Annotated in this window: 15 protein-coding genes; 10 read left to right on the forward strand and 5 right to left on the reverse strand. The window is 66.9% G+C overall.

Annotated elements, in window-relative coordinates; translation table 11 throughout:
• Nucleotides 1–18 precede the first annotated feature (18 nt).
• The 4 genes from GSQ76_RS04150 to GSQ76_RS04165 are packed head-to-tail and all read left to right on the forward strand — an operon-like array spanning nt 19 to nt 5,545.
• Complete coding sequence (locus GSQ76_RS04150; protein ID WP_158742637.1) at nt 19–807, forward strand: enoyl-CoA hydratase/isomerase family protein; 789 nt, start codon at nt 19–21, stop codon at nt 805–807.
• A 13-nt stretch (nt 808–820) separates the two neighbouring features.
• Nucleotides 821–2,902, forward strand: a complete 2,082-nt coding sequence (locus tag GSQ76_RS04155; RefSeq protein WP_158742638.1) for an acetate--CoA ligase family protein — start codon at nt 821–823, stop codon at nt 2,900–2,902.
• A gap of 14 nt (nt 2,903–2,916) precedes the next feature.
• Nucleotides 2,917–4,083 carry an acyl-CoA dehydrogenase family protein gene (locus GSQ76_RS04160; protein ID WP_158742639.1) on the forward strand — a complete coding sequence of 389 codons (1,167 nt, stop codon included), beginning with the start codon at nt 2,917–2,919 and terminating at the stop codon, nt 4,081–4,083.
• A 43-nt stretch (nt 4,084–4,126) separates the two neighbouring features.
• A complete protein-coding gene (locus tag GSQ76_RS04165) occupies nt 4,127–5,545 on the forward strand; it encodes an MFS transporter (protein WP_216850887.1) in 1,419 nt (472 codons plus the stop codon).
• 43 nt (nt 5,546–5,588) lie between these two features.
• Here the strand turns inward: GSQ76_RS04165 and GSQ76_RS04170 are convergent, their stop codons facing one another.
• Both GSQ76_RS04170 and GSQ76_RS04175 read right to left on the reverse strand, forming a co-directional pair.
• Nucleotides 5,589–6,662 carry an alkene reductase gene (locus GSQ76_RS04170; protein WP_158742640.1) on the reverse strand — a complete coding sequence of 358 codons (1,074 nt, stop codon included), beginning with the start codon at nt 6,660–6,662 and terminating at the stop codon, nt 5,589–5,591.
• Between the two features lie 18 nt (nt 6,663–6,680).
• Nucleotides 6,681–7,457 (reverse strand): SDR family oxidoreductase, encoded by a 777-nt coding sequence (locus GSQ76_RS04175; protein ID WP_158742641.1) that lies wholly within the window; start codon nt 7,455–7,457, stop codon nt 6,681–6,683.
• 207 nt (nt 7,458–7,664) lie between these two features.
• On the opposite strand from GSQ76_RS04175, the gene GSQ76_RS04180 reads away from it, so the two are divergent.
• Nucleotides 7,665–8,978 carry a cation:dicarboxylate symporter family transporter gene (locus tag GSQ76_RS04180; protein WP_158742642.1) on the forward strand — a complete coding sequence of 438 codons (1,314 nt, stop codon included), beginning with the start codon at nt 7,665–7,667 and terminating at the stop codon, nt 8,976–8,978.
• A 9-nt stretch (nt 8,979–8,987) separates the two neighbouring features.
• Here the strand turns inward: GSQ76_RS04180 and GSQ76_RS04185 are convergent, their stop codons facing one another.
• The gene (locus GSQ76_RS04185; protein ID WP_158742643.1) at nt 8,988–9,962 is read right to left on the reverse strand and encodes a LysR family transcriptional regulator; all 975 of its coding nucleotides are present in this window, start codon (nt 9,960–9,962) and stop codon (nt 8,988–8,990) included.
• Nucleotides 9,963–9,991: 29 nt separating this feature from the next.
• Between GSQ76_RS04185 and GSQ76_RS04190 the strand changes: the two genes are divergently transcribed.
• The 5 genes from GSQ76_RS04190 (at nt 9,992) to GSQ76_RS04210 (ending at nt 15,359) form a co-directional block, all read left to right on the forward strand.
• Nucleotides 9,992–10,774: an alpha/beta fold hydrolase gene (locus GSQ76_RS04190; RefSeq protein WP_158742644.1), complete on the forward strand. Its 783-nt coding sequence runs from the start codon at nt 9,992–9,994 to the stop codon at nt 10,772–10,774.
• Between the two features lie 4 nt (nt 10,775–10,778).
• Complete coding sequence (locus GSQ76_RS04195) at nt 10,779–11,324, forward strand: carboxymuconolactone decarboxylase family protein (RefSeq protein ID WP_158742645.1); 546 nt, start codon at nt 10,779–10,781, stop codon at nt 11,322–11,324.
• A 14-nt stretch (nt 11,325–11,338) separates the two neighbouring features.
• Nucleotides 11,339–12,136 (forward strand): SDR family NAD(P)-dependent oxidoreductase, encoded by a 798-nt coding sequence (locus tag GSQ76_RS04200; protein ID WP_158742646.1) that lies wholly within the window; start codon nt 11,339–11,341, stop codon nt 12,134–12,136.
• Between the two features lie 50 nt (nt 12,137–12,186).
• A complete protein-coding gene (locus GSQ76_RS04205; RefSeq protein ID WP_216850888.1) occupies nt 12,187–13,017 on the forward strand; it encodes an amidohydrolase family protein in 831 nt (276 codons plus the stop codon).
• 98 nt (nt 13,018–13,115) lie between these two features.
• Complete coding sequence (locus tag GSQ76_RS04210; protein WP_158742648.1) at nt 13,116–15,359, forward strand: methyl-accepting chemotaxis protein; 2,244 nt, start codon at nt 13,116–13,118, stop codon at nt 15,357–15,359.
• Nucleotides 15,360–15,367: 8 nt separating this feature from the next.
• On the opposite strand, the gene GSQ76_RS04215 is transcribed toward GSQ76_RS04210, so the two are convergent.
• Nucleotides 15,368–15,511, reverse strand: coding sequence for a hypothetical protein (locus tag GSQ76_RS04215; RefSeq protein ID WP_158742649.1), 144 nt, complete (start codon nt 15,509–15,511; stop codon nt 15,368–15,370).
• Nucleotides 15,512–15,587: 76 nt separating this feature from the next.
• Nucleotides 15,588–15,968, reverse strand: a complete 381-nt coding sequence (locus GSQ76_RS04220) for a hypothetical protein (protein WP_158742650.1) — start codon at nt 15,966–15,968, stop codon at nt 15,588–15,590.
• Between the last annotated feature and the right edge of the window lie 204 nt (nt 15,969–16,172).

Below are 16,172 nucleotides of genomic sequence, written 5' to 3' on the forward strand. Positions count from 1 at the left end.
CCGGAGGGGGAAAGCACCATGGACGATGCAAGCTCGACCGAGCTGCATGTTAGCCATTCAGATCACGTTGCCTTGCTCGAGATCGATCGGCCGCCGAACAACCACATCACCATCACCCTGGTGCAAACGCTCGCGGCAACGCTAGAGCGGCTGGACGAGGATCCGAACACCCGCGCCATCGTGCTGGCCGGTCGCGGCCGGCATTTCTGCGCGGGGGCCGACCTGGTGAACCGCGCCCCCGGCGCCTCTGTCCCGCGCGACGAAAAGACCGGCCGCACATTGTATACCGAGGCCGTTCGGTTGCTGCGCACGCGCAAGCCGATCGTGGCGGCGGTGCATGGCGCAGCGATCGGCGCCGGGCTCGGCCTGGCGGTCGCGGCGGATTTTCGCGTCACCTGCGCCACGGCGCGCTTCAGCGCCAATTTCACCCGGCTGGGCTTCCATCCCGGTTTCGGCCTCACCACCACGCTACCGGCGCTGATCGGCAAGCAGCGCGCTGCCCTGTTGTTCTACACCGCTCGCCGTATCGCCGGTGACGAGGCGGTGACGATGGGCCTGGCCGACATCCTGGTTGCGGAAGCCGAAGTCCGGGCCACGGCGATGGCCCTGGCCGCCGAAATTGCGACCAACGCCCCACTTGCCGTCATGGGCGTCAGGCAAACGCTGCGACGCGGCCTCGCCGACGCCTACGAGGCCGCCACGGAACGCGAGTTCACCGAGCAGGCCTGGCAGCGCCAGACCGCCGATTACGTGGAGGGCGTCGCCGCGATGAAGGACCGTCGCACGCCGAACTTCACCGGAGCCTAGGCGGATGGATGGCATGATAACCCCCACCCAGGCGAGCCTGTCGCAAGCGCTGTTCGAACCGCGCTCCGTCGCGCTCATCGGCGCCACTGCCGACCCGGCGAAGAACAACTCCCGCGCGCAACGCCTGCTGAACAAGGTTGGCTACACCGGCCGCATCATCCCCATCAATCCAACCCGGTCGGAGGTGATGGGTCTGCCCGCGTTCCCCCGCGTGCAGGATGCGCCTGGCCCGATCGACCACGCCTTCATCATGGTGCCCTCTGCCGCGGTGCCGGATGCCATGGCCGGATGCGTCGCGGCGGGCGTCAAAGTCGCCACCATCTTCACCGCCGGCTTCGCCGAACTCGGGGCCGATGGCGCCGTGTTGCAACAGCGTGTGCTCGATATCGCCCGGACCGGCGGCGTACGCATCCTCGGGCCGAACTGCCTGGGCCTGTTCAACGTCGCCGGCAGCGTGCCGCTGACGGTGAACGCGGCGATGGAGGCGGAGCCGCTGCGCCCCGGCTACATCAGCCTGGTCTCGCAAAGCGGCAGCATGATGGGCGCGCTGATGACGCGCATCCAATCCCGCGGCCTCGGCTTCTCCCGCATGGTGTCGGTCGGCAACGAGTGCGACATCGGCGTCGGCGAATTGGCGGAAATGCTGGTCGAGGACGAGCAGACCCGCGTGCTGATGCTGTTCATCGAAACGTTCCGTGATTCCGCGCCATTGGCCCGCGCGGCGAGGCGCGCCCACGACCTCGGCAAAGCTGTCGTCGCGCTCAAACTCGGCCGCTCCGAAACTGGCCGCCAACTCGCCGCCTCTCACACCGGCGCCATGCTCGGCGGCGACGAGTTGGCCAGCGCCTTCTTCCGCGACCACGGCATCATGCGCGCCGACTCGCTGGAAGGGTTGGTCGAGTTGCCGCGCCTCATCCTCGGCCAATCCCCGCCAAAGGGCCGCCGGGTCGGCGCCATCACGGGCACGGGCGGGGCGGCGGCATTGGTGCTGGACCGGCTGGGCGGCTTGGGCGACAGCGTCGTCGGTCCGTCGAAGGAAATACGGGACAAGCTGGCGCCCATCGTCGTGCTGCCCGATGTGCCGCTGATCGACCTTCCGATGGGCGGCACCCGCCAGCAATACAACGCCGTGCTGGCCGAACTCTGCGCCTCCGACCATTGCGACGCCGTGCTCGCGGTGCTGGGCTCCACCACGCGGCTGCGCCCGGGCCAGGTGGACGAGAACATCCTGTCCGTCGAGCGCGGCACCAAGCCGCTGGCCGTGTTCATCGCCCCGCAGGCTGAGGCGGGCTTGCAGAAACTGGACGATGCCGGCGTCGCCGGGTTCCGCACGCCCGAGGCCTGTGCCGATGCGCTGCATGCCTACCTCACCTGGCAAACGCCGCGCCCGATGCCGCAACCGGTCCTGGGCCGTGCCGCCGACATGCTGGCCGCGCACGGCGCCGGCGCGATGGACGAGGTGGAATCCTGCGCCGTCTTCGCCGAACTCGGGATAGCGGGACCAGGCAGCCAAGTCGTCACCGACCCGGCACAACTCGGCAGCTTCGACGGCCCCGTGGCAGTGAAGGTTCTCTCGCCCGACATCTTGCACAAGACCGACGCTGGCCTGGTGCGGCTGAACGTCCAGGGCCGCGAAGCGATCGCCACCGCGGTATCCGAGTTGCTGGCCCGCGCGAAACAAGCCTTCCCGCAGGCGCGCATCAAAGGCGTGTTGGTCGCGCCGATGCAACGCGGCCTGGTGGAGGTCATCCTCGGCTACCGGCAAGACCCGGAAGTCGGCCCCGTGGTCATGCTGGGCATGGGCGGCGTGCTGGCCGAACTTAAGCGCAGCCTATCCGTCCGCCTCGCCCCGGTGGACGAGGCAACGGCCCGCGAAATGATCGCCGAACTCCCCGAACTCCGCCTCATCGACGGCTTCCGCAACCTGCCTCGCGGTGACGTCACCGCGCTCGCCCGCGCCGTGAGCGCATTGTCGATGCTGGCCGCAACGGATGTGCAGGACGCCGAAATCAACCCCCTGATCGTGCGGGCAGCGGGGCAGGGCGCCGTCGCGGTGGATGGCCTGGTGGTCGTCGCCGCAACCAAAGCGAATTGAAGGAAGACGCAGACATGGACATGCAAGTCGGCAATGATGAACAGCAGATGCTGCAGGACCTGGTGGCGAAGTTCGTCGACAAGGAACTGATGCCGCTCGAATCCATCATCCTCGCCCGCGAAGCCTCCGGCGGCAAATATTCCCTCACCGACGAGGAAGAAGCGCCCCTTCTCGCCAAGTGCGAGGAACTCGGCCTGCTGGCCCTGGACGTTCCAGAAGCCCTCGGCGGTACCAATCTGCCGGCCACGGCCCTGATGCGGGTGGAGGAGGAACTTGCCCGAACCCTGGTGCCGTTCACCTTCCCGCCGGACTCGCCGAACCTGCACATGATGCTCGCCGTCGCCAACGAGTATCAGACCGAAAAATACCTCAAACCCTACGCCGAGGGCCGCATGAAATCCGCCATCGGCATCTCCGAGCCCGGCGCTGGCGGTGACCCGGCGGGCATGATCACCCGCGCCGTCAAGGATGGCACCGACTGGGTCATCAACGGCCGCAAGATCTGGGTCGGCCGGGTGCCTTCCGCCGACTTCATCATCCTCATGGCCCGCACCGGCGAGGGCAAGCGCGCCGAGGGCGTCACCGCCTTCATCGTGGAGCGCGACACGCCCGGCTTCATCATCGAACGCGAAATCCAGATGCTCGGTGGCCGCCGCACCTACGAGCTGGTGTTCGAAAACTGCCGCGTCCCCGAAACCCAGGTGTTAGGCGAGTTGGGCCGCGGCTACGAACCGATGCAGTTGCGCCTGAACGTGCGCCGCCTGCAGATGGGCGCCCGCTGCGTCGGCATCGCGCGGCGTGCGCTGCAGATGATGTGCGAATACACCCAGCAGCGCAGCACATTCGGCGTCAAGCTGTCCGACCGCCAGGCCATCCAGTGGTGGATCGCCGACGCCGCCACGCAAATCCACGCCTGCCGCCTGATGGTGCAGGCTGCCGCCGCCACGCTGGACCGTGGTGGCGACGTGCGGACCGAGGCATCGATGATCAAGGTGTTTGGCACGGAGATGGCGACCACGGTGGTCGACAACGCCATGCAATCCTTCGGCGCCATGGGCATGACGAAAGAAATGCCATTGCAGCTGTTCGCCCAGCAGGTCCGCCTGATGCGCGTCTACGAAGGTCCGACCGAAGTCCACCGCATGTCCATCGCCCGCAAGATGCTGAAGTCGTTCTCCTAGCCTAAGCCTGCTGTCCAAGACCGAGTCCCAGAGAGGAACGTCCATGTCTGCAACGTCCATGTCTGCAACAGTGGATCACCGAAGCACCATCGGCAGCCGGTTGGACCGGTTGCCGTTCTCCTCCTTTCACACCCGCGTCGTGGTGCTGATTGCGCTCGGCCTGTTCATCGACGTGTTCGACATCTACCTGGCCGGCGGCGTGCTGGCCGCGTTGGTGAAAAGCGGCTGGTCGACGATGACGGCCAATGCCAGCTTCATCTCCGCCACCTTCCTGGGCATGGTGGTCGGCTCCTGGGTCGCAGGCGTCATGGGCGACCGCTACGGCCGCCGCTTCTCTTACCAGTTCAACCTGGCCCTCTTTGGCCTCGCCTCCATAGCCGCCGCCTTTGCACCCACAATGACCATCCTGGTGGCGCTGCGCTTCGTCATGGGCATGGGGCTGGGGGCCGAAATCGTCGTCGGCTACGCGACCCTGGCGGAGTTCGTGCCCGCCCGCAGCCGGGGCCGCTGGATGGTGGTGGTGGCGACGACCACCAACTCCGCCCTGGCCGTCTCGTCGGTCATCTCGCTCTGGGTCATCCCCAACCTCGGCTGGCGCGCTATGTTCGCCGGCGTCGGCATCGCCGCGATGGCGCTGTGGGTGGCGCGCAAGGGCATGCCGGAAAGCCCGCGCTGGCTGGAAAGCAAGGGCCGCTACGCCGAAGCCGACGCGGTCGTCAGTGCATTGGAGGCGGAGGCCGCCAAGCGTGGCCCGCTGCCGCCCGTCATCGCCCGCCCCGTGGTCGCAGCCGCCCCGGTCTCAATCTGGGTGCTGTTCAGCAAGCCCGTCATCCGTCGCACGATGCTCGGGATCCTCATCAACATTGTGCTTGGGTTCGGCCTATACGGCTTCGTGCAATGGGTGCCGAGCTTCCTGGTGCATCAGGGCCTGGATGTCAGCACCTCGCTCGCCTTCAGCACTATCCTGTCCTTTGGCGGCCCGGTCGGCTCACTGATCGCCTTGGCCTTCGCCGACCGCATCCGGCACAAGACGGGCATCGTCGGCGCGTCCATCATCGCGGCGATCATGGGTTGCATCTTCCCGTTCACGGGGGGCGGCGCGTTGTTCCTGTTCACCGGCTTCTGCCTGGTGTGCGCAATCTACGCCAACAACGCGTTCGGCTTCGTGGCCCATGTGCCGGAACTGTTCCCAACCGAATACCGTCTGCGCGGCGCCGGGCTGTGCATCACGGTCGGGCGCCTCGCCACCTCGGCGATCCAGTTCGCGGTGGTGGCGGTATTCGCCTGGGGCGGCTTTGCCGGCGTGGTGATCATGCTGTCGCTGGTGTTCGTCATCCAGGCCGTGCTGGTCGGCGCCTTCGACATCGACACCAAACAGCGCGCGCTAGAAGACATCGCCCCCGAGGTGGGCCTGCCCGATATCGCCACGGCGCAACCGGTGATGATGTCCCAAGTTCACTGAAGACGGAGCCCTGCCCGGCGAACCAGCCGGGCAGGGCAGTCGGTTACGCCGCCTGCGCGGCGTCGGGCAGTAGCGGATAGTCGGTGTAGCCGGTCGCACCTTCCGCGTAGAACGTCGTTGGCACCGGCTCGTTCAGTGCCGCATCGGTGGCGAAGCGTTCCACCAGATCCGGGTTGGAGATGTACAGCTTGCCATACGACACGGCATCCGCATCGCCACTGGCCAGGATCTGCTCGCCGGTTTCTTGGGTGAAGCCGTCATTGGCCATTACCACGCCCCCGAACGCGCGCTTCATCTGGTGGATGATCGCACCTGGCCCCTCACGTTCGCGCACGAACAGGAAGCCCAGCTTGCGCTTGCCCAGTTCGCTCGCGACGTAGCCGAACAGTTCGGCCGGGTTGGAATCGCCGATGTCGTGCGACTCGCCACGCGGCGCCAAATGCACGCCCACACGCCCGGCGCCCCAAACGGACACGACGGCATCCGTCGCCTCCAGCAGCAGGCGGGCCCGGTTTTCGATGCTGCCACCATAGGCGTCGGTGCGCTGGTTGGTCTTGTCCTGCAGGAACTGGTCCAGCAGGTAACCGTTGGCGGCGTGCAGTTCCACGCCGTCGAACCCGGCTTTCTTCGCGTTCTCCGCCCCCAGGCGATACGCCTCCACCACGCCGGGAATTTCCGAGGTTTCCAGCGCCCGCGGTGTCACGAACTCCTTTTGCGGCCGAACCAGGCTCACGAACCCGGCAGGCTTCACCGCGCTCGGCGCCACCGGCAACGCCCCATCCAGGAAATACGGGTGGGAAATCCGCCCGACATGCCAGATCTGCATGACGATGCGGCCGCCCGCCTCGTGCACCGCGTCCGTCACCAGCTTCCAGCCCTCGACCTGCTCGGCGGACCAGATGCCGGGCACGTTGTCGTAGCCGACGCCCATCGGCGTCACCGGGGTCGCCTCGGTGATGATCAACCCGGCAGACGCACGCAGGCGGTAATAGCCGGCCATCAGTGCATTGGGCACATGACCGGCGCCCGGCGCACGCAGCCGGGTCAGCGGCGCCATGACGATGCGGTTGGGCAGCGTCAGGTCACCAACGATCAATGGATCGAGCAATGTAGGCATGTGGGAACTCCCCTAGGGTCAGGCCGGACGGAAGATCGGGGCACCCGCCGGCGAACTCGTCATACCACCATCCACGACGATTTCAGCCCCCACCACGTTGGACGCATCGTCCGAGGCGAGGAACAGCACCGCGCGGGCTAACTCGTCCGCCTCGCCAATGCGGCCCAGCGGCACAGCGCGCGAGATCCCCGCCGCCAACGCGTCCATCGCGTCGGGCGTCGGCGCGCGATTGGCCCAGATCGGCGTGCGATGCGCACCCGGCACCACGATGTTCACCCGAATGCCCTTGGGCGCCAGTTCGGACGCCATGTTCCGCGTCATCGCCCGCACGGCCGCCTTGCTGGCCGCATACGCCGACGAACCCGGCATCCCCAGCACCGCATGAACCGACCCGTTCAGGATGACCGAGCCACCCGCGCGCAAATAGGGCAGGGCGGCCTGCACGGTGAAGAACACGCCCGTGACGTTGATGCGGATGATCTTCTCGAACGCCTCCAACGTGGTGTCGCCCAGCTTCGTGTCGCCGGACACGCCGGCATTGGCGAACACGATGTCGATCCCGCCGAACCTGGCTGCGATGGCGGCGGCCGCGCGCTCCAGCCCCGCCGGCTCCACCGTGTCGGCGCTCAGCACGAGGTGCTCCGGCCCCAACTCGCGCGCCGCCTGGTCCAGCGTTTCCTGGTTGCGTCCGGTGATCGCTACCTTCGCCCCCTCTGCCGCAAACAGCCGTGCGGTGGCCAGACCCAGCCCACTATTGCCGCCGGTGATCCATGCCGTCTTCCCTGCAAGCCGCATCGTCATCTCCTGTCTGTTGCATGATGCAACCGATGCGGCGATCTAAGCCTGTAACTTCCATAATGCAACTTACTCGACGGCATAGTTCGCAGCTATGCCGCTGCGGCATGGCCTGCGATCCCCGAAAGGTTTTTGCCAAGCCGTAGAACTTCTGTCCCAATCCGCACGAATCGCGGGGCCTGAAGCCGCCGCCCCGGGGAACGTCGAATGAGATACCTTCGCCAGCTCTACATCCAGGTGCTGATCGCCATGGTGATCGCGGTGGTTGTGGGCATTGCCGCCCCGGCCTTCGCCGTCGACATGAAGCCGCTGGGCGACGCCTTCATCGGCCTGCTGCGGATGCTGCTGGCCCCCATCATCTTCTGCTCCGTCGTGTTGGGCCTCACGCATGTGCGCGACATGGGCCAACTCGGCCGGCTCGCCTTCAAGGCGCTGGTGTATTTCGAGGTCATGTCGACGATCGGCATGATCCTGGGCTTCATCGTGGTGAACATCGTCCAGCCCGGCAACGGCCTGCACGCCACCAACCTGGCGGTGAACCCGAACGTCGCCTCCCTTACCTCGGCCGCCAGCCACTTCACCGCGGTCGGCTTCTTCCTCAGCATCATCCCCAACACGCTGGTCGACGCTTTTGCGAAGGGCGAGATTCTTCAGGTGCTGTTCATCTCGATCCTCACTGGCGCCGCGCTCAGCGTCGGCGGGGCAGGGAAAGACTCGACGATCATCAAGGTGATCACCGAGGGCCAGCACATTCTGTTCCGCATCCTCGGCTTCATCATGACGCTGGCACCGATCGGCGCGTTCGGCGCCATGGCGTCCGCCGTGGGCGCATTCGGCACCGCGACGCTTCTCTACCTCGCCAAGGTCGTCATCCTCTACTGGCTCACCTCCGTTTTCTTCGTAGTGGTGATCCTGGGGATCGTCTGCGCCATGGCCGGGCTGTCGGTGTTCAAGCTGATGGCGCTCATCCGGGAGGAATTGCTGCTGGTCCTGGGCACCGCCTCCGGCGAGGTCGCCCTGCCGCGGCTGATGCTGAAGCTGGAGCAGGCGGGCTGCGACGAGGCGATCGTCGGTTTCGTGCTGCCTGGCGGCTACAGCTTCAACCTGGACGGCACGGGGATCTACATGGCCATCGCGGTGGGCTTCATCGCGGAGGCGACGGACACGCCGTTCAGCCTGTGGCAGCAGGTGGGCGTGCTGGCGATCCTGCTGCTCACCTCCAAGGGCGGCACCACGGTGGCCGGTGGCGCGTTCATCAAGCTGGCGGCCACCCTGCAATCGGTGCGCGCCCTGCCGCTGAACGGGCTGGGCCTGCTGTTCGGCATCGACCGGCTGATGGCGACCTGCACCGCGCTCACCAACGTCATCGGCAACACCGTCGCCGTGTTCGTGGTCGCGAAATGGGAGGGCGCGTTCGACCGCGCCAAGTTCGATCGCTACATGGCCGACCAGGCCGCCGGCCGCATCCGTGCCTCCGGCGCCGACCCGGCACAGCCTTTGCCGGGTCCGGCGCGGAGCTAACAGCCCGTGTTACGCGGCATCCGGCGCGTCCAGCAGCCGGGCGCCGGGCCAGGCGCCGCTGCCGACCAGCTCTGCCAGCACGCCCCGCACCAGGGTGAACAACTCGGCCGAGATCCAGGCCGCACGGCTGGCCTGCGGGACTGCGACCGCCACGACGGAGAACAGTGGCGGCCGGTGGATCGGCCGGGCCACCAGCTCCCCGGCGGCCAGCTCGGTGGCAACGCCCGCCAGCGTCAGAATGGTGGATCCGATGCCGCCGCGCACCATCGCCTTGGTCAGCGGCACGCTATCCACCTCCAGCAGCAGGCTCAGCCGCGTGCCGTGTTGCACGGCGGCGCGTTCCACCAGGCGGCGGTTGGAATGCGGCATGCTGGGCAGGATCAACTGCACCGCGCCGATGTCGCCGAACCGGATCGGCGCGTCGGCCCCGGCCTCGGCACTGGGCGGGCAGGCCAGCACCATCCGCTCCTGCAGCACCGCACGCGTGTCGATTCCGGCCAGCGGCGGCGGGTTGTGCAGCACCGCGATGTCCAGCCGCCCATCCAGCAGCCATTCCTCCAGCAGGGAACTGATGCCCTCGCGGATCTGCAGCGTGGCGCTGGGCCAGCGGGCGCGGAACAGCTTGAACACGGCAGGCGCGATCAGCAGCCCGGCGGCGGGGGGCACTCCCAGCACCACATGGCCAGTGAACACGTCCTCCGGCGCGCGAATGCCCTGGGCCAGTTGTTCGAAATCGCGGATCAGCGCCTCGGCGCGTTCCAGCAGCAGGGTGCCGGCCTGGGTCAGCGTCACGCCGCGGCCATGGCGGACCAGCAAATTGGCGCCCAACTCGTCCTCCAGCTTCTGCACCTGGCGGCTCAGTGCAGGTTGGGCGATGTTCAACCGCTCCGCCGCACCGCTCACGCTGCCGGCCCGTGCAATCGCCACGAAGCTGCGCAATTCCCGAATATCCGTGGCACGCCTCCCGTCTGCGGCGTGTTGCATCGAACGGCAGCGCCAGGGTGTCAAACCGCATGAGCTGGGTCGAACTGCCGGACATCGTGCTGCACGCCGAACTGACCGGCGGCGGCCCGCATAGCCTGGTGCTGCTGCACGAACTGGGCGGCAGCCTGGATAGCTTCGACCACGTGGTGGCGCGGCTTTCCACCGGGTTCCGCACTCTCCGCTACGACCAGCGCGGTGCCGGATTGTCGGAGAAGCCCCGGCAGCCATTCGGCCTGGACGACCAGTTGCGTGATCTACAGGGCATCCTGGCGGCCACAGGGCTGCAACCGCCGTATACCCTGGCCGGCGTCGCCGCCGGTTGCGCCGTTGCCGTCGCGTACGCGCTGGCCGCGCCCGCGCAGGTCGCGAACCTGCTGCTCTGCTGCCCGGCGCTCACCGTCCCGCCGGAGCGCCGTGGCTACCTGATCGACCGGTCCGACCGTGCGGCGCGCGAGGGCATGCGCGCCATCGCCACCGCCTCGTTGGACCGATCCTATCCGCAAATGCTGCGGCAGGACGGCCGGTTCGACGCCTACCGAGCCCGGTTCATCGCCAACGACCCGGTCACCTACGGCCACGCCAACCGCGCCCTGGCCGACACCGACATCGCCACCCGGCTGGGCGACCTGGCCGTACCCGTCCACGTGCTCGCCGGCCGTCACGACCTGTTGCGCCCACCCGCCGACGTGCAGGCTGTCGCCGTCGCCATCCCCGGCGCAAGTTTTGCCATCGTCGACAGCGGCCACCTGATGGCGGTGCAGGCGCCGGACGCGCTGGCCGCCGCCCTATCCAGCCTAACAGACCGGAGCTGACCCCATGCGCGTGACCGACATTGCCCCCGAAGATATGACACCAGCCCAACGCCGGGTCGCCGACGCCGCCGTCGCCGGCAAACGCGGCCGGCTGCCAGCGCCCTTGCGCGCCTGGTTGCACAGCCCGGAAATGGGCGATCGGGCCCAAAGCCTGGGGGAATTCCTGCGCTACGACACCTCCCTCGGCCCAGTGCTCTCGGAATTGGCGATCCTGGTGACGGCGCGATTTTGGACGTCCCAATACGAGTGGTATGCGCACAAGAAGGCGGCGCTGGCTGCGGGCATGGACCCGGCGATCATCACCGCCATCGCCACCCGCCAAATTCCGGAGCTGACCGATCCGAAGGCGCAGATCGTCTACGACTACGCCACCGTGCTGCACCAAACCAAGCAGGTCCCCCCCGACATCCACACCCGCGCCATCGCTGCGCTGGGGGAGATCGGCACGGTCGAACTGGTCGGCTTGCTCGGCTACTACACGCTGGTGTCGATGACCTTGAACGCGTTCGAAATCGGCTTGCCCGAGGGCGAATTGCCCGAACTCACCTAAAGGAGAATCCTAGAATGGGACGACTACAGGGCAAGATCGCCATCATCACCGGCGCTGGCTGCGTCGGCCCCGGCTGGGGCAATGGCCGCGCCGCCGCGGTGGCCTTTGCACGGGAAGGCGCCAAGGTCTTCGCCGTCGACCTGCACGACGACCCGATGGCGGAAACCATCGCTCGCGTGAAAGAAGTCGGTGGCGAGATCCAAACCCACCTCTGCGACGTCACCAACAACGAGGCCGTCGCCTCCATGGTCGCTGCCTGCCTCGGCGCCTTCGGCGGAGTCGACATCCTGGTGAACAATGTCGGCGGCTCGGCCAAGGGTGGCGCGGTGGCGCTGTCGGAGGATGCCTGGGACAAGCAGATGGACTTCAACCTGAAATCCGTCTTTCTCACCTGCAAGCACGTCATCCCCATCATGGAGGCCAATGGCGGCGGCGCGATCGTCAACACCGCCTCGACCTCCGGCACGCGATGGACCGGCGCGGCGCAGGTCGGCTACGCGTCCTCCAAGGCGGCGGTGATCCAGTTCGGCCGCGTGACCGCGGTGGAATACGCGCCCAAGGGCATCCGGGTGAACACGGTGGTGCCGGGCCAGATGCATACCCCAATGGTGGAGGTCCGCCTGGCCGGCCAGCGCGCCGGCGGCGACGTGGACGCGCTGCTGCGCAGCCGGGTCGCCCGCATCCCGCTCGGCTTCATGGGCGATGGCCGCGACACCGCCAACGCCGCCCTGTTTCTGGCCTCCGACGAAGCCCGCTTCATCACCGGAACCGAGATCGTGGTCGATGGCGGCATGACCGCACGGTGCGACTAATGCCCACGCCGGACGGTCCGCCGCCACACCCGAACCCTCGCAAGCCCGTTATGACGCTGCCGCCCGGCGCTTGCGACTCGCACGTCCACACCTACGGGCCGTTCGACCGCTTCCCCGTCCCGGATGACCGCAGCTTCACCCCGAACGAGGCGCCGGAGACCGCGCTGCGCCACCTGCACGACCACCTCGGCTTCGACCGCGCCGTGATCGTGCAGAGCCAGGGTCATGGCTTCGACCACCGCCCGATGCTGGAGGCGCTGGCCATCGGCGCCGGGCGCTACCGCGGCGTGGCGCTGATCCGTCCGCAGGACACCGATGTCGACATCGCCGCCATGAACGCCGCCGGCGTATGCGGCGCCCGCTTCAGCTTCATGTCGCATCTCGGCGCCAACCCGCCCGCCGCCGCCATCCATGCCGTCGCCGACCGGGTGCGCCAGTTCGATTGGCACATTTCGATCCACGTCGCCGGCTCGGGCCTGGTGGAGCACGAGGCGATGATCCGCTCCATCCAGGCGCCCGTTGTCATCGACCATATGGGCCGGCTGGACCTGGACGAGGGCCTCGATGGCCCGGCCGTCACCACACTCCTGCGGCTGCTGGACACCGGCAGCATCTGGGTCAAGCTCAGCGGGACGGACCGCGTCTCGAAAACCGGTGCGCCGTATCGCGACGTCGCGCCCCTGGCCCGGCGCCTCGCCACCCACGCACCGCAGCGCGTGATTTGGGGCAGCGACTGGCCGCACGTAAACCTGCATGCGCCCATGCCGGATGATGGCGATCTGGTGGATCTCATCGCCGAAATCGCGCCGACGATAGAGACGAAACAAGCGCTGCTGGTGGACAATCCAACCCGTCTGTTCGGCTTCACTAACGTCCTTTAACCTCGGTAAATATAACCTTATCGACTTTCAGACCTGCTTAATCTCCCTCGCATACGTTCGGCCGGATCATTTGATTAGCTGACAAGGAGATTAGCCGTATGGCCCGCGATGTCGCCAAGCCGCTTTGGATCAAGATCACGGCCTACGGCTTCGCCGCGGTCCTGCTCAGCAGCCTCGCCGTCGGGGGCCTGTCGTTTCACCGCCAGTACGTGGCTGGTGAACAAGACATTGCCGACCAAGTCGCCCGCGACACGGCATCCATCGAAACCGACATGGCCGCGCAACGCCGCGCCGCAACCGGCATGGCCCTGGCGATGGCAGGCGAGCCGTCCACCGGGGAATTGATCCTGGCCAACGACCGTCCGACCCTGCTCGCACGCTTCAGCAAGAGCCTGCCAGCGATCGCATCCCAGGCGGATCTGCGCTTGCTGACGTTCGCCAACGCCGCCGGTGTGGCCGTCGCCCGTATTCACACGCCGGACATCTTCGGCGACAATATGCTGGGCCGCCGCCGCACCATCGCCGACACGCTGAAAACCGGCCAAGTCCGTGCCGGGCTGGAGCCAGGGCGGGAGGCCATGACGATCTTCGGCACCGCCCCGGTGATGCTGGACGGCAAGGTCGTCGGTGTCGCCGATGTCGGCACCGCGCTGAGCAACGACTATTGGCAGCGCCTCAAGACCAGCCTGAAGGCCAACATCGCCGTCCACGTGGAGAACAAGGGCAAGTTCGAAACCCAAAGCTCGACCTTCACCACGAGCCCGGTGCTGACCGCCGAGGAACTGGCCCAGACATTCAACGACCAGCACCCAACCGAGATGCGCACCGTCAATGGCCGCACCTATGTGTCGGCCGGTGTGGTGCTGAAGGATTTTTCCGGCGCCAAGATCGGTGTGTTGGAAATCGCCTCCGACGTCACCTCCGTCATCGCGGCGCGCACCTCCGCCCTATGGGCGATCGCGCTGTCCACCTTGCTTGCCTGCAGCCTGGTGCTCGTGGCGTTTTTCTTCTTCGCCCGCTCGCTGGGTGGCGCCATCGCCCGGCTGACCCGGATCATGGGCCAACTCGCCGCCGGTGACCTGACAGTCGAGGTGCCCGGCCAGGCCAAGGCCGACGAAACCGGCGCCATGGCCCGAGCCGTCCAGGTCTTCAAGGAAGCCGGGATCGAGAAGTGCCGGCTGGAAGCCCTGGCGATCGAGCAGCAGCGCGCCGCCGAGGAATCCGAGGCCCGGGTCGCCGAACAGCGTGCCGTTGCGGCCGCGCAGCAGCAAGCCGTCGTCGATGGGTTGGCCGGCGGCATGAACCGCCTGGCCGATGGCGACCTGACGGTGCGGTTGAACGAGGTTTTCGCCAGCGAATACGAGTCGCTGCGGGCCGACTTCAACGCCGCCGTCGCCCAATTGCAGTCGACGATGAGCGTCATCGTCACCAACACCGCCGGGCTACGGTCCGGCACGAGTGAGATCACCCAGGCCGCCGACGACCTGTCCCGCCGGACGGAACAGCAGGCCGCCAGCTTGGAAGAAACCGCCGCCGCGCTGGACGAGATCACCGCCACCGTGCGCAAGACCGCAGACGGCGCCCGCTCCGCCCGGGACATGACGGGTCTGGCCAAGAACGATGCCGAGCATAGCGGCAGCGTGGTGCGCGATACCGTTGCGGCGATGAGCGCGATCGAGAAATCCGCCGGCCAGATCAGCCAAATCATCGGCGTGATCGACGAGATTGCATTCCAGACCAATCTGCTGGCCCTGAACGCCGGGGTCGAGGCGGCCCGGGCGGGCGATGCCGGCCGTGGCTTCGCCGTGGTCGCCAGCGAAGTGCGCGCCTTGGCGCAACGCTCGGCCGAGGCAGCCAAGGAGATCAAGGCGCTGATTTCCACCAGCACCGGGCAGGTGAGCCGCGGCGTGGATCTGGTGGACGAAACCGGTCGCTCCCTGGTGCGGATCGTGGACCACGTGTCCCAGATCAGCCGCGTCGTCTCCGATATCGCGGCCAGTGCGGAGGAGCAGGCCAGCGGCCTGGCGCAGGTGAACACCGCGGTGAATCAGATGGACCAGGTGACCCAACAAAACGCCGCCATGGTCGAGGAAAGCACCGCAGCCAGCCACAGCTTGGCCCAGGACACCGCGGAGTTGGAGCGCTTGACCGCGAAGTTCCAGATCGGCGAGCCTGCGGCGCCGCAGAGAGCGCCAGCGAAAGCCCCGATCGTGAAGATGCGTTCCGCCGCCAAGCCGGTTGCCAAGCAGGCCGCACCTCCGCGCCGCCCGTCTGCACCAAAGACGCGCGGCAACACGGTCCTGGCCCATAGCGCCGACCAGGATGGATGGGAGGAGTTCTGAACCCGGCGTTACGGCGTCGTGTTCGGCCGGAGTGAGGGCGGGGTCGTCAACGGCCCCGTCTGCTTGGAGACATCGGGCCGCGGGTTGTCACCGAGGTAGACGCCGGAACAGCCCGGCAATCCCAGCAATGCCACGATAAGAATGATCCTCACGACGAAACCCCCTGCCCGGGATGGCATACAGCAGAAACCATGCTGTCGTGCCAGCCTGGCAGGCTCCCCTGACCGGTTACGCGGCGAACCGTGTCGTCAATTGCCGGTCCGCCTCGACCCGAAGATCGCTCGGCAGGTTCACCAGCGCGCGTTCGTTGATCGGCATGGCACGGTAGGCCCGCAGCACCCGGCCCTTGGCTTCTGCATGCTGGTTCAACGCCACCTGAATAGCGTCTGCGGACGGCCAGAATCGGCCGTCATAGCCGCTGCGGGAGGTGTTCTTGATTGCGGGTACGGCTTCGACCCCAATTCCGACGAAGTAGAATGTCCCGACTTCGGATGTCAGAGCTTGGTGTACCGAACTCAAATGTTCCTGCACGGTTCGCAGGACGGCCGTAACGTCGAGCAAGGCTTGGAATGCGTTGATGCATTCGATCGTGGCGGCATTGACGGGCACTGAGAATTCTCCCGAGAGGGGACGATTTATGTGCCGATTCCCCTCCGCATCATCGGCACACGCGCTAGTTAGCGCACAAAGGCTACGGTTCAATTAATGAAGCAAACTTCATATTTCGAGACCAAACTTAACAAAAACGGACAGCGGCTCGGCGGTTGCGACATCGTCCTGCCTTGATGCAGGCGCTAAGCTCGCGGGAGAATC

This window comes from Acidisphaera sp. L21 (assembly GCF_009765685.1).
GTDB lineage: Bacteria > Pseudomonadota > Alphaproteobacteria > Acetobacterales > Acetobacteraceae > LMUY01.

Excerpts from the sequence above, each read along its gene's own strand:
- GSQ76_RS04150 (WP_158742637.1), top strand. The coding sequence starts at position 19 with ATGGACGATGCAAGCTCGACCGAGCTGCATGTTAGCCATTCAGATCAC.
- GSQ76_RS04155 (WP_158742638.1), top strand. The coding sequence starts at position 821 with ATGATAACCCCCACCCAGGCGAGCCTGTCGCAAGCGCTGTTCGAACCG.
- GSQ76_RS04160 (WP_158742639.1), top strand. The coding sequence starts at position 2,917 with ATGGACATGCAAGTCGGCAATGATGAACAGCAGATGCTGCAGGACCTG.
- GSQ76_RS04165 (WP_216850887.1), top strand. The coding sequence starts at position 4,127 with ATGTCTGCAACGTCCATGTCTGCAACAGTGGATCACCGAAGCACCATC.
- GSQ76_RS04170 (WP_158742640.1), bottom strand. The coding sequence starts at position 6,662 with ATGCCTACATTGCTCGATCCATTGATCGTTGGTGACCTGACGCTGCCC.
- GSQ76_RS04175 (WP_158742641.1), bottom strand. The coding sequence starts at position 7,457 with ATGCGGCTTGCAGGGAAGACGGCATGGATCACCGGCGGCAATAGTGGG.
- GSQ76_RS04180 (WP_158742642.1), top strand. The coding sequence starts at position 7,665 with ATGAGATACCTTCGCCAGCTCTACATCCAGGTGCTGATCGCCATGGTG.
- GSQ76_RS04185 (WP_158742643.1), bottom strand. The coding sequence starts at position 9,962 with ATGCAACACGCCGCAGACGGGAGGCGTGCCACGGATATTCGGGAATTG.
- GSQ76_RS04190 (WP_158742644.1), top strand. The coding sequence starts at position 9,992 with ATGAGCTGGGTCGAACTGCCGGACATCGTGCTGCACGCCGAACTGACC.
- GSQ76_RS04195 (WP_158742645.1), top strand. The coding sequence starts at position 10,779 with ATGCGCGTGACCGACATTGCCCCCGAAGATATGACACCAGCCCAACGC.
- GSQ76_RS04200 (WP_158742646.1), top strand. The coding sequence starts at position 11,339 with ATGGGACGACTACAGGGCAAGATCGCCATCATCACCGGCGCTGGCTGC.
- GSQ76_RS04205 (WP_216850888.1), top strand. The coding sequence starts at position 12,187 with ATGACGCTGCCGCCCGGCGCTTGCGACTCGCACGTCCACACCTACGGG.
- GSQ76_RS04210 (WP_158742648.1), top strand. The coding sequence starts at position 13,116 with ATGGCCCGCGATGTCGCCAAGCCGCTTTGGATCAAGATCACGGCCTAC.